This window comes from Geothrix fermentans DSM 14018, assembly GCF_000428885.1.
In the GTDB taxonomy this organism is placed as follows: domain Bacteria; phylum Acidobacteriota; class Holophagae; order Holophagales; family Holophagaceae; genus Geothrix; species Geothrix fermentans.
In genome coordinates, this window is the sequence record NZ_KE386812.1 from 55,203 (window position 1) to 66,896 (window position 11,694).

The 11,694-nt window shown below is 70.2% G+C and carries 11 protein-coding genes and 1 tRNA gene; 5 read left to right on the plus strand and 7 right to left on the minus strand.

Annotated elements, in window-relative coordinates:
- Positions 1 to 45 precede the first annotated feature (45 nt).
- The 3 genes from aroF (at position 46) to G398_RS0114905 (ending at position 1,613) form a co-directional block, all read left to right on the plus strand.
- Positions 46 to 1,077 (plus strand): 3-deoxy-7-phosphoheptulonate synthase, encoded by a 1,032-nt coding sequence (gene aroF, locus G398_RS0114895; RefSeq protein WP_026854185.1) that lies wholly within the window; start codon positions 46 to 48, stop codon positions 1,075 to 1,077.
- 39 nt (positions 1,078 to 1,116) lie between these two features.
- Positions 1,117 to 1,461 (plus strand): preprotein translocase subunit SecG, encoded by a 345-nt coding sequence (secG, locus tag G398_RS0114900; RefSeq protein ID WP_026854186.1) that lies wholly within the window; start codon positions 1,117 to 1,119, stop codon positions 1,459 to 1,461.
- Positions 1,462 to 1,527: 66 nt separating this feature from the next.
- Positions 1,528 to 1,613: transfer RNA gene (locus tag G398_RS0114905), tRNA-Leu, on the plus strand.
- Positions 1,614 to 1,667: 54 nt separating this feature from the next.
- On the opposite strand, the gene G398_RS18915 is transcribed toward G398_RS0114905, so the two are convergent.
- Entirely contained in the window at positions 1,668 to 3,065 is a 1,398-nt protein-coding gene (locus tag G398_RS18915) for a Kelch repeat-containing protein (RefSeq protein ID WP_052572083.1), read from the minus strand.
- Positions 3,066 to 3,217: 152 nt separating this feature from the next.
- On the opposite strand from G398_RS18915, the gene G398_RS22075 reads away from it, so the two are divergent.
- Positions 3,218 to 4,309, plus strand: coding sequence for an A/G-specific adenine glycosylase (locus G398_RS22075; protein WP_052572084.1), 1,092 nt, complete (start codon positions 3,218 to 3,220; stop codon positions 4,307 to 4,309).
- Here G398_RS22075 and G398_RS0114920 read toward each other — a convergent pair.
- The 6 genes from G398_RS0114920 to G398_RS18930 all read right to left on the minus strand — a co-directional run bounded on the left by G398_RS0114920 (position 4,278) and on the right by G398_RS18930 (position 9,351).
- The gene (locus G398_RS0114920) at positions 4,278 to 5,261 is read right to left on the minus strand and encodes a GHMP family kinase ATP-binding protein (protein ID WP_026854187.1); all 984 of its coding nucleotides are present in this window, start codon (positions 5,259 to 5,261) and stop codon (positions 4,278 to 4,280) included. The genes G398_RS22075 and G398_RS0114920 overlap by 32 nt on opposite strands.
- A 4-nt stretch (positions 5,262 to 5,265) precedes the next feature.
- Positions 5,266 to 5,979, minus strand: coding sequence for a tetratricopeptide repeat protein (locus tag G398_RS0114925; protein ID WP_084512812.1), 714 nt, complete (start codon positions 5,977 to 5,979; stop codon positions 5,266 to 5,268).
- 74 nt (positions 5,980 to 6,053) lie between these two features.
- Entirely contained in the window at positions 6,054 to 6,776 is a 723-nt protein-coding gene (gene pal, locus G398_RS20040) for a peptidoglycan-associated lipoprotein Pal (RefSeq protein ID WP_052572085.1), read from the minus strand.
- 66 nt (positions 6,777 to 6,842) lie between these two features.
- Positions 6,843 to 8,123 (minus strand): PD40 domain-containing protein, encoded by a 1,281-nt coding sequence (locus tag G398_RS0114935; protein ID WP_026854189.1) that lies wholly within the window; start codon positions 8,121 to 8,123, stop codon positions 6,843 to 6,845.
- Positions 8,124 to 8,179: 56 nt separating this feature from the next.
- Positions 8,180 to 8,542, minus strand: coding sequence for an NUDIX domain-containing protein (locus tag G398_RS0114940; RefSeq protein ID WP_026854190.1), 363 nt, complete (start codon positions 8,540 to 8,542; stop codon positions 8,180 to 8,182).
- Positions 8,539 to 9,351: a ribonuclease HII gene (locus G398_RS18930; RefSeq protein WP_084512813.1), complete on the minus strand. Its 813-nt coding sequence runs from the start codon at positions 9,349 to 9,351 to the stop codon at positions 8,539 to 8,541. Before G398_RS18930 ends, G398_RS0114940 begins: the two co-directional genes overlap by 4 nt.
- 203 nt (positions 9,352 to 9,554) lie before the next feature.
- Here G398_RS18930 and G398_RS0114950 point away from each other — a divergent pair, with 203 nt between their 5' ends.
- A complete protein-coding gene (locus tag G398_RS0114950; protein WP_026854191.1) occupies positions 9,555 to 11,594 on the plus strand; it encodes a S1 family peptidase in 2,040 nt (679 codons plus the stop codon).
- Positions 11,595 to 11,694 lie beyond the last annotated feature (100 nt).

Genomic DNA, 11,694 nt, shown 5'->3' on the forward strand with positions numbered 1-11,694 from the left:
CGGCTCCCGGCGGAGAGGTAGAATCAGGATCGATCGAGAGGCCGCATGCTCATCCTCATGGAACCCTCCGCCACGCCCGACCAGGTGGGCGAAGTCCTGGCTCTGCTCGAATCCGCCGGCATCCGCAGCCAGGTGAACGAGACGCCGGAGGCCCTCAGCATCGTGGCGCCGAACGCCTCCAAGGCCCTCAAGCCGGACCGCATCGAACCCATGGCGGGCGTGCGGCGCGTGGTGCCCATCACCAGCCCCTACAAGCTGGCCAGCGCCGATGCGGCGGCGGAGCGCACGGTGGTGGACGTGCGCGGCGTGAAGATCGGCGGCCCCGGCCTGGCGCTGGTGGGCGGCCCCTGCGGCGTGGAGAGCCGGGACCAGCTCTTCACCGTGGCTCGCTACGTGGCAGAGGCCGGCGTGAAGCTGCTGCGGGCCGGCGCCTTCAAGCCCCGCACCAGCCCCTACGCCTTCCAGGGCCTGGGGCTGGAGGGCCTGCGCCTGCTGGAGGAGGCCCGCGCCGAGTTCGGCCTGGGCATCGTCACCGAGGCCACGGAGGTGGAGACCTTCGACGATGTGGAGCGCAGCGCCGACATGGTGCAGATCGGCGCCCGCAACATGCAGAACTTCGCCCTGCTGCGCCGGGCCGGACGCTGCGGCAAGCCGGTCCTCCTCAAGCGCGGACCTTCCGCCACCCTCGAAGAGTGGCTCTACGCCGCGGAGTACGTGCTGGGCGAGGGCAACCGCAACGTGGTGCTCTGCGAGCGCGGCATCCGCACCTGGTCCGATCACGCCCGCAACACGCTGGACGTGAGCGTGGTTCCGGCGGCCAAGGCCCTCACCCACCTGCCCGTCATGGTGGACCCCAGCCACGCCACGGGGCGGCGCGACCTCGTGATCCCCTGCGGCCTGGCGGGCGTGGCCGCGGGCGCGGACGGTCTGCTGGTGGAGACCCACTGCAACCCCGAGAAGGCCCTGAGCGACGGGCCCCAGGCCCTGCTGCCCTCGGACTTCATCCGCCTCGTGGAGCGGGCCCAGGCAGTGCATCAGGCCCTGCGGACGCCCAGCCTCACAGGACTCTGGATGTAGGCTCCACCCTGTGTAAGACTAGGAGGTTCGGAGTTTTCCATGAATGGCCTCGCCCTCGCGCTTCTGATCCTCTTCGGTGTCCTGCTCATCGGGACGATCCTGCTGCAGCCCGGCACCAAGGGCGGCCTCGGCGCCTCCTTCGGCGGCGGCGGTGCGAACTCCGCCTTCGGCGCCCAGGGCGCCACGCCCTTCCTCTCCAAGGCCACCTACTGGCTGGCCGCCGGCTTCCTGGGCACCACGCTGCTCATCGAAGTCCTCATCATCCGCAGCAACCGCTCGGTGCTGGAGAAGATCTCCGACAAGCCCGCGGCCACCGTGCCCGCGCCTGCCCCCGCCGTTCCCATGCCGGCGCCCGCGCCTGCGCACACGCCCGGGACGAAGTAGGACCGCCCCGCGCGAAACCGGGCATTGACCGCGTTCGCGCTTTGGGTGAAGATGGTTGTTCCACGTGCCCGCGTGGTGAAATTGGTAGACACGCCATCTTGAGGGGGTGGTGGCCACAAGCCGTAGCAGTTCGAGTCTGCTCGCGGGCACCAAACGAAACGAGCGCCATCCGGCGCTCGTTTTTTGTTTCAGGCTGGCAGTCGCACCTAGCGGAACAGTTCCGTCAGGTTGATCCCTCCGCCGCCCTCGGTGCCGCCGGCCAGGAGCACGTCGCCCGACAGCAGCCGGGTCGCCGTGTGGCTGTAGCGGGTGGTCAGGTTGGAGACCAGCAGGACGCTCTTGGACAGCAGCGGGTCGAACACCTCCAGCGTGGCCGAGGCCATGGAACTCTCGCCCGTGGTCCGTCCGTGGGCCAGGAGGATCCGCCCGTCCGTGAGGAGGGTCGCGGTGTGGTGGCTCCGGGGCCGGAGCAGGGTCCCCGCGCCGGCGAAGGTGCCTGTGGCGGGATCGTAGATCTCCACGGAGGAGGACATGTCCGTGTCGGGAAGGTCCGGCGTGGTGCCGCCCGTGATCAGGACGCGGCCGTCCGGCAGAGCCGTGGCCGTGTGCCCGTACCGTGCCTGGGTCAGCCTCCCCGTGGAGGTGAAGGTGCCCGTGGCGGGATCGTAGAGCTCCGCGGAGGCCCAGATCCGCAGCGGGCAGTAGATGGCGCAGCTGCTGTCGCGCCCTCCGGCGATGAGGATCTTCCCATCCGGGAGCCGCGTGGCAGTGTGGCCCGTCCTGGGCGTGCCCATGGACCCCGAGGCCGTGAATCCGCCGGTGGCCGGGTTGAAGATCTCCGCCGTGGCCGTGGCGTAGATGTCGGAACCGGTGACGGGGAGCCCGCCGGTCAGCAGCACCCGGCCATCCGCCAGCTCCGCGGCGGCGTGGAGCATCCGGGTGGCCGTCATGGCCCCGGCGGGGCGCGCGCCGGTCCCCGGTTCGTAGATCTGGGCCGTGGACTGGACCGCCGACACGTTGCCCGTGACTCCGATGCCGCCGGTCAGCAGCACACCCCCGCCGGGAAGGGCCGAGGCCTGATGGGCCCAGCGCCGGGTCCCCAGGTCGCCGGCCGGCGCGAAGGAACCGCTGGAGGGCAGGTACCGCTCGAGTTGGCTGGATTCCACCCCGCCGGCCAGCAGGACGCTGCCGTCCGGCAGGAGGCTGGCGGTGTGGTCGAGACGGCTGACCTGGGAGGAGGGAGCCGGGGCGAGGGCCACCTGATAGACCGAGACCTTCACCGCCGCTTCGGCCACGGCTCCGGGAGCCTGGCTGCTGGTGGCCCGCAGATGGTAGGTACCCGCCGTGGCCGGCGCCTGGTAGCGACCGGCGGCATCCACGGTCCCACCCTGGGCCTCCACCACCGAGAAGCTCGCCTGGACCGCGTGGCCCTGGGCATCTTCGGCCCACACCTGCAGGGCGCCGCCCACCTTGATGTCGCCGGATGCGGGCAGGAGCCTCAGCGTGGCCGGAGGGGGTGGGGCCCCCACGCTGCCCGAGCTGGAGGAGCCGCCTCCGCAGGCGGAGAGGAGGGCCAGGCCCGCAGCCACGAGGACGGGGGACAAGGATCGGAGTTCAATGCCAATGAATTTCAAGGTTCACCCGTGAAAAAAAAAGAATTCTAAATCAGATACGAAATTCCGAATACCCGAAAATCTCCCCGAGAACCAACCGCCCTGCTTCCAGCTCCCAGGGCCCTGAATGGTAGGGTTTGGTGATGTCCTGGCCCGCCGCTTCCGCCCTCCTGGCCCCCCTGGCCCCCTGGTTCGAGGCGGTGCGGCGGGACCTGCCCTGGCGGGCCGGGGACCTCGACGCCCCCCACCCTGACCCCTATGCGGTGCTGGTTTCCGAGTTGATGCTCCAGCAGACCCAGGTGGCCACGGTGGTCCCCTACTTCGCGCGCTGGATGGCGCGGTTCCCCACGGCCGCCTCTCTCGCAGAGGCCGATGAGGACATGGTCCACAAGGCCTGGGAGGGGCTCGGCTACTACCGCCGGGCGCGCTTTCTGAAGGCCGCCGCCGGCTGCATCGCCACCGAGGGCTGGCCCGGCGACCTGGAGGGCCTGGCGGGCCTGCCCGGGCTGGGCCCCTACACCGCCGCCGCCGTGGGCTCCATCGCCTTCCAGTGGGCCACCCCGGCCCTGGACGGCAACGCCTTCCGGGTCCTGGCGCGGCTGCTGCTGATCGAAGGCGATCCCAAGGCCCGGGCCGCGGAACTGCGGACCTGGCTGGCCCCGGCCCTGGAGGCCCACGGCCCCTCCCGCCTGACCCAGGCGCTCATGGAGCTGGGCGCCACAACCTGCGGGCCCGCTCCCGCCTGCGAATCCTGCCCCCTGGCGGAGGATTGCGGCGCCCGCAGAGCCGGGCGTGCCGCCGAGATCCCCCCGGCGGCCAAACGGCCGAAGCCCAAGGTCTCGGCCCTCTGGCTGGTGGCCCTGGAGGCCGAGGGCCATGTGCTCCTGCATCCGCCGGCCGCCAAGGGCCTGCTGGCGGGCCTCTGGCGCTGGCCTGCCCTCGAGATCCCGGATTTCCCCGCCCAGGCCGCCCATGGCGACTTCACCGCCTGGCCTGCCTGGACCCAGGTCTACACGCACCGCCGGGAGGCCGTGGCTCCGCTCCACCTGCACCTGGGGGCGCGCTTCCCGGCGGCGGAAGGCCTGCGGTGGATCCCGGCCGGGGAGCTACCCTCCCTCGCCGTGGGCAAGCGGGATCAGCGCCTGCGCGACCTCCTCGCCACGCCCGGGCAGCGCCCCCTGGAAGCGCCGGATCCCGCGGCCCTCATGCGAGCCTGTGCAGGCCCTTCGACGTGATCCGCAGGTCCAGGGGAGGCAGGCCCATGTCCCGCAGGGCGGCCTCGGCGGCTTCTCGATGGCCGTCCTTCACCACCAGGAGGCAGCAGCCTCCCCCGCCGGCGCCGCAGGGCTTCATGCCCGCGTACCAACCCTCGCGGCGGCCACGCTCGCGCACCGTGCGCATGGCCTCCGTCTCCACGGCCGGGGAGAGCCTCACCCGGGCCTGACCCTCCCGCTCCAGGAGGGCGGCCACCTCGGAGGGATCCGACGGCAGGGCCGCGGCCATCTCCCGGGCGATGCCGCGGATGTCGGACAGGGCCTCGCGGGTCTGGCGGTCCCCCTCGATGAACCGCTTGTAGGCCTCCCAGTTGGTCATGCCCGAGTGGTGGGGCTTGCCGGTGTAGAACACGACCAGGTCCGCCAGCAGGCCGGGATGGGGCTCCAGCCGCTCCCAGCGCGGGTCCGGGCTCTCCCAGTGGAGCGCCAGGGCTCCGCCCAGGGCCGCCGGATAGTAGTCCTGCCAGCCCGCGGGAGTTTGAAGCTCGCAACTTTCCAGGTCCCGCAGAATCGGCACCTTGCGCGCAAGACCTTCACCGGCCTCCGCCGAGAGGGCCGCCCCCAGCAGGCCCACGCCCAGGCAGGAGGACACCCCCAGGCCCGAGCCCTGGGGCACGGGGCTGTGGATGGACACGGAAGCGGGCGGCGCACCGGAGGCGTCCAGGGCGCGCCACACCCAGGAGAGACCGCGGGGCGGCTCGGCGGGCCAGGCGTCGAAGGCGAGGTCGACCCCCAGGTCGCGGCTGGTGATCCGGTGTCCGGAGCCGCTCCTCACCACTTCCAGCTCGATCCAGAGGTCCACGGCGGCATTCACCGTGAGGCAGCCGCCCATCATGGCGTAGATGGGCCAGAGGTCGAGGGTGCCGCCCGCGAAGTCAATGCGGACCGGAACCCGCCAGCTTTCGGTGCCCATGCGCTCAGAGGCCCAGGTCGCTCAGTTCCTGCTGGGCCGTGCGGGCCTCGGCGCTGCCGGAGAAGCCGTCCACCAGCTCGCGGAAGGCCTTGACGGCGGCGGGCTTCAGCCCCTGCTTGAGGAGGCACTGCGCGCGCTTGAGCTTGGCGGGCAGGAACTGGGGCGAGGCGGCGTGGTCCCTGATGATGCGGTCGAAGGCCTGCTGGGCCTTGTCGTAGGCGCCCTGGTTGTAGTGGGAGAGCCCCAGGAAGAAGAGGGCGTCGGGACGTTTCGCGCTCTGGGGATAGGCCTTCAGGAACTGGTTGAGGCCCTCGGCCGCCAGGGGGTAGTTCCCGCGGTTGTAGTCGAGGACGGCCGCGTTGAAGGCGCGCTCGTCCTCGCCAGCGGGGGCCGCGGGCGAGGCGGCCTCTGCCGGGCGGGACCCCCCGCGGGGCAGGCTGTTCAGGCGGTTGTTGAGCACGCGGGTGGTGTCCTGCACCTGGCGCAGGCTCTCCTGCAGGTCTGCCTGGAACCGGCGGTCCTGGGCCCGGGATTCCTGGGCGGCTTTCTGCTCGGCCTCGGCGCGCTTGTTGCCGTCCTCCATCTGCTGGCGGAGCTTGAAGACTTCGAGCTTGAGGTCGCCGACCTCCTGCTCCACGCGGCGGAGCTGGTCCTCGGATCCGCACCCGACGGCAAGGAGCGCAGCCAGGGTGGGAAGCATCATCGCGCGGACACTCATGGGGCCTCCGAAGCTGCCTCCATCCTAAACGAAAAGCGGGGGCCGGAGCCCCCGCTTCGCGCGATGCGGAACGCTTACTTGAGCTTGAACTCGCCGCGGCGGTTCTGGCTCCAGCAGGCCTCCTTGGCCTCGGTGCAGAGGGGCTTCTCCTTGCCGTAGCTGATGGTGGTGAAGCGGGCCTCGTCCACGCCCAGGGTCTTCAGGTAGGCCAGGGCGGCGGCGGCGCGGCGGTTGCCGAGGGCCAGGTTGTACTCGTTGGTGCCACGCTCGTCGCAGTGGCCTTCGATCTCGACCTTGGCGGCGGGGTAGGCCTTCATGAAGTCGGCGATGCCCTGGAGGAGGGCGCGGTCGGCCTCCTTGATCTCGGACTTGTCGAAGTCGAAGTGGATGGTCTTGAGGGCGGCGTCGGCGGCGCGCTTGTAGGCGGCGGCCTTCTCGGCCTCGGCGGCGCGGCGGGCGGCCTCTTCGGCGGCGGCCTTCTCGGCGGCGGCCTTGCGGGCGGCTTCTTCGGCGGCGGCCTTCTCGGCGGCGGCCTTGTCAGCGGCGTCCTTGTCGGCCTTGGCCTTGTCCCAGCCGTCGTACCAGCCCTGGATCTTGTGCGGAATCTCCTTCGCATCCTTCGCGGTCACGTAGGGATTGGTCTCGCGGGCCTTCCCGTCCTTGAACGCCTGGTAGCCCTCGTTGAACGCGGCCTGGGTCTCGGCCTTGATCTCCTCAGCGGTCTTGGGGGGCTTGCAGGCGAGGCTGCCGAGCGTGAGCACGATGGCCGCAGGGACGAGGTAGGTTCCGTATCTCATGGGGTTGTTCCTCCTGGATGAGCATGAGTATAGATGGACAGTACTCCGGTAAATGCCATTTATTTTTTATCGCGCCCTCGTCCACTTGGGACTCTGGCAGCCTGGAAGCTCCGTCATTCGCACCACCTGGCGACCTGACAGGTCCGTGGTGAAGATCTGCATGGAGCCGAAGCGGTTGCTCGTGAACACAAGCCGGCGCTCATCCGGAGACCACGCAGGGGATTCGGACGTGCTCACGCCCGTGGTGATCTGGTAGGCCTTTCCTTCCCCCAATTTATAGATAAAAAGATCGAACTTGCCTTCGAACCGGGACACATAGGCGATCATCGCGCCGTTGGGGCTCCAGGCCGGGCTGGCGTTGTACGTGCCCTCGCCCGTCAGGCGGCGCAGGTTGGAGCCGTCATCCTGCATGAGAAAGACCTGGGGCCCGCCTTCGCGGTCCGAGGTGAACGCGATCTGGGTGCCGTTGGGGTTCCATGAAGGCTCGGTGTTGATGCCGTTGCCGTCGGTCAGGCGCCGCGCGCGTCCGCTTTGCAGATCCAGCACCATGATGTCGCTGTTCCCCCGCCGGTCGCCCTGGACGAAGGCCAGCCGCCGGCCGTCCGGCGACCAGACGGGCGTGGAGAGCATGATCCCGGAGCCCGTGGCGGGATAGAGCTTCTCGTGGGCGCCGTCCCGGCGGCGCTGGCCCCAGATCTCCGGCGCGCCACCCTTGTAGGTGATGTAGGCCAGGCGGCCGTCCGCGGCCACCGAGGGAGACAGGGTGAGACTGCCGTGGCGCGTGAGCTGCACCAGGTTCGCGCCGTCCCGGTCGATCTGGAACAGCTCCTTCACGCCCGGCGCCATCTGGCGGACGAAGACCACGCGGGTGGAGGCCACGCCCCGCTCGCCGGTGAGCCGGGCCACCAGGTCGTCGGCCAGGGCATGGGCCATGCGCCGCAAGGGAACCATCCGGTCCGCCTTGTAGGGCTTGGTGAACACGGCCTTCTCCGCGGCGGTGTCGAGGGCGGAGGCATCCAACTGCAGGTCCCCCGCGGGCCCCTTGGCGAGACGGACGTTCAGCAGCCACTGGGCGCCGGCCTCCTTCCAGGCCTTCGCCGGAGCGGTGGCCGCGGGCAGCCCCTCCTGGAGGACGGCGAAGACGCCCGTCTCGTCCAGGTCCCGCTTGAGCACCGCCGTGAACTCCGCGGCCACCTGGGCCTCGTCGAGACCCGAGGCCTTCGGCGGGGCCATGCCCAGCACCAGCTTGGCGCTGCTGGAGGCGCTCAGCACGACCTCGGTCTGCTGGGCCTGGAGGGCCAGCGCGGCGAGGGCGAACAGGAAGGTCCGAACGAGGAATCGCGTCATGACAGCTCCGGGCCTGGGGAAGAGTCCAGCCTATCAGATCGGTCCGGGCCGCCCGGTCAGGGCAGCCCGGCCAGGCGGCGGAGCAGCTCCGCGTTCGCAGGCGGGATGGGCAGTCCCGCCATTTCCTCGAGGGTGAACCATCCCCAACCGAGGTCCGTGCGGGGCGATCCGGGTCCATCGACGAGGAAGGGATGGAGGCGGACGGAGCCCTCCAGGACCGGCAGCGCGCGAACCTCGGTGAGCTCGATCCCCACCTCCTCGCGGACCTCCCGGCGCAGGGCCTCCAGAAGCGATTCGGAAGGCTCCGCCTTGCCCCCCGGAAACTCCCACAGGCCCGGCAGGACCGGATTCGCCGGGGCCCGCCGCTGGAGGAACCAGCGATCCCCACGGCGGATCAGGGCCAGGGCCACCTCGGTCACTCGAGGCCCTCCTCCTCGGTCGCGAACTGGGCCAGCCGGTCGGCGTAACGGCGGCGCAGGGTCTCCACCCACACCAGCTTCAGGCGGCCGTACGCGGGCCGCAGATCGGTCTCCACCCAGGCCCGCAGCTCCGCCACGGAGGTGCAGCGGTCCAGGCTGTGGCGCAGGTCCTCGCGCAGATCCTCGTCCACCCGCTGGAGGGCGGCCACGGGCGCGTAGCTGATGCGGTGGATGGGCGACACGCCCAGCTCCGCGATCCGGGCCCGGTGCAGGGCCGTGCCATAGCCCTTGTGCTGGCCGAACCCATAGCCCGGATGCTCCTCCTCCAGGGCGATCATGAGGGCGTCGCGGTGGGCCTTCGCCAGGATGCTGGCGGCCCCGATGGCGCAGCTGATCGCATCCCCGTCCACCACCATGCGCTCCAGCAGGCCCGTGCCCGGCGCGCGGTTGCCGTCCACGAACAGGATGCGGGGGCGCAACGCCAGGTCCTTCGCCGCCTGTCGCATGGCCATCAGCGTGGCCTCCAGGATGTTCTCCCGGTCGATGGCCATGGGATCCACCTCGGCGATGCCGTAGGCCGGCAGGATGGCCCTCAGCTCCGCGGCCAGGACCTCCCGCTTCCCGGGCGTCAGCTGCTTGCTGTCGCGGACGCCCCTCAGCACATGGCCCCACCGGCGCGCCGTGTCCGCATCCAGCACCGCGCAGGCCGCCACCACGGGGCCGGCCCAGGCGCCCCGGCCGGCTTCGTCCACCCCGCCCCAGGCCACGCCCGGGGGCACGTTGCCCAGATCCCAGTCCAGGGGGTTCATGGGGCCACCTCGCGGAGGCCCAGACCCTCCACCCGTCTGCGGAGAGGCGAGGAGACGCCGGATCGGAATCTGTCCATGCGCCCCAAGGTACCGCGAATTCGCCCGGCGCCATCTCGGATACACTTCGGGGATTCAAGACCAGTGACCCCCGCTGCACCGCCCCAAGGCTGGATGAAGGTTTGCCCCCCCTCCACGGATGGCCCATGAGATCCCTCGCTGCGCTCCTCCTCCCCGTCCTGCTCCTCGGCGCCCCCCTGGAGGCCCAGGAGACGACCCTCGCCCCGGCCGTCAAGGCCCGGGTCACCGAGGCGAGCTTCGAGGTGGTGATCCTCCGTCCCGATCCGGCCAAGGATCCCGTCTCCTACGAGAAGGACCTGCCCTGGGACCTGGTGCCCTTCAACATCCGCAACGACCGCTACACCTCCATCGGCACGGCCTTCGCGATCTCGGGGACGGAGCTGGTGACCGCCCACCATGTCTTCCAGGTGGTCCACGCCTCCATGGGCTACCGGACCTGCTATATCCGGGATGCCCGCCAGAACGTCTGGGAAGTAGACAAGATCACCGCGCTGGACGAGCAGCGGGACCTGATCAAGTTCACGGTCAAGGGCCGGACCTTCGACCGCTGGCTGGAGCTCCGGCCCGGGTTCAAGGTCAACGAGACCGTGTTCACCGTGGGCAATGCCTACGGGGAGGGGCTGGTGATCCGGCCCGGCGAGGTGCTCGGCACCCTGCCCGAGCCCATGAGCGGGGCCTGGAACGTGCTGAAGAGCAGCGCCGGCGTGAATCCCGGCAACTCCGGCGGCCCCCTGGTGGATCCCCAGGGCCGCGTTGTGGGCCTCGTCCAGGGAAAGAAGGACAACATCTGCTATTCCCTGCCCACCGAAGAGATGAAGGCCGTGAAGGCGAACACCGCCGCCTTCTTCAACAAGATGACCTTCTCCTTCGCCCTGTTCCCCGACAAGTCGAAGGCCCTCGAGCGGTCCTTCACCCTCCCCTTGCCCCGCCCCTATGCCGACCTCCGCAAGGAGCTCGCCGCGCGGGAAGCCGCCTTCTACACCCAGTCCATGGACGGCCTCTTCAGCAGCCTGGGGCCGGAGCTGTTCCCCGGCGGCGAGGCCAGCGAGGCGGCCATCGGCGACATCCCCACCAGCGGCGATCCGGAAGTCATCTTCCGCGACAACACCACCAAGACCTGGGCGTTCTCCGGCCTGGAGTACAAGGGCAACGACCTGCCCAAGAACGGCCGCCTCCGCTACGCACAGGCCAACGGCGTCTACCTGTTCCGCATCCGCCGGCCGGACGGCGTCGGCCTCGGCGACCTCCTCGCCAAGCCGAAGGTGTCCATGGACCTGCTGCTGAAGGGCGCCCAGGTCACGCGCACCGTGGGCGGCCAGGACATCCGCGTCACCTCCTTCGGCGAGCCCTACCAGGTTAAGGCCCACACGGACCGCTTCGGCCGGCCCTGGCAGCAGGCCATCTGGTTCACGGCCTATGATGACGGTGTGGTCCTCACCTACAGCACCCTGGTCCCCTCTGGCGTGGTGATGGCCGTCAAGTTCGTGGACTCCAACTCGCTGATGCCCTGGCTCTACGACATGGCGAAGTTCCTGGACTACACGTATGTCCCCTACAGCGGCCAGCTCCGGGACTGGGCGGAGTTCCTCCAGCATCGCGACCGGCTCCCCGCCGCCCTTCGGGACATGGCCTTCGCCTTCCAGGAAGGCCGCTCCCTCCGGCTTCAGACCCTCTGGGCCAAGCTGGACCTGGACTCCTCGCAACTGGACCTGTCCCCCAAGGCCTTCCTCATCCTGAACATGGGATTCTCGCGGAAGGGGGCGGACGTGGTCTGGGACCTGCGCCGGCTGAGCATCTCCGAGGACGAGGAGGACAACTACTTCGTGCTGCTGAAGCACCTCCACCCCACGCCCTCCATGCCCGACAGCGAGCAGAAGGGGTGGAAGGAGATCGCCCGGCAGCGGCACCCGTACACCCAGCGGACCTTCGAGGAGGAGGGCGCGAGCCGCATCGCGGCGGTGCACCCCGCCTTTCTCAAGCCCGGGACCGCCGCGGCCGAAAACCCGGATCTGTACACCCTCTACCTGGCCCGGGTGGGCAAGGTGGACGACAAGGAGATGCAGGGCCGGATCCAGTCCCTCCTCCGGGCCATCCGCCCCTCCGGCGGAACCGCCTCGACCCTGCTGCAGGCCCAGGTTCCCGCCGGGCCCGCCGCAGCGCGGTGAATCAGCACCTCAGAGATTCCCAGGCGATCAGCCAGGTCAACCCGGATCAGGACCGAGCTTGGCGCTGCGGGGCAGCGCCAAGTGACAAGGCCTGACCGGG

Excerpts from the sequence above, each read along its gene's own strand:
- aroF (WP_026854185.1), top strand. The coding sequence starts at position 46 with ATGCTCATCCTCATGGAACCCTCCGCCACGCCCGACCAGGTGGGCGAA.
- secG (WP_026854186.1), top strand. The coding sequence starts at position 1,117 with ATGAATGGCCTCGCCCTCGCGCTTCTGATCCTCTTCGGTGTCCTGCTC.
- G398_RS22075 (WP_052572084.1), top strand. The coding sequence starts at position 3,218 with ATGTCCTGGCCCGCCGCTTCCGCCCTCCTGGCCCCCCTGGCCCCCTGG.
- G398_RS0114920 (WP_026854187.1), bottom strand. The coding sequence starts at position 5,261 with ATGGGCACCGAAAGCTGGCGGGTTCCGGTCCGCATTGACTTCGCGGGC.
- G398_RS0114925 (WP_084512812.1), bottom strand. The coding sequence starts at position 5,979 with ATGAGTGTCCGCGCGATGATGCTTCCCACCCTGGCTGCGCTCCTTGCC.
- pal (WP_052572085.1), bottom strand. The coding sequence starts at position 6,776 with ATGAGATACGGAACCTACCTCGTCCCTGCGGCCATCGTGCTCACGCTC.
- G398_RS0114935 (WP_026854189.1), bottom strand. The coding sequence starts at position 8,123 with ATGACGCGATTCCTCGTTCGGACCTTCCTGTTCGCCCTCGCCGCGCTG.
- G398_RS18930 (WP_084512813.1), bottom strand. The coding sequence starts at position 9,351 with ATGAACCCCCTGGACTGGGATCTGGGCAACGTGCCCCCGGGCGTGGCC.
- G398_RS0114950 (WP_026854191.1), top strand. The coding sequence starts at position 9,555 with ATGAGATCCCTCGCTGCGCTCCTCCTCCCCGTCCTGCTCCTCGGCGCC.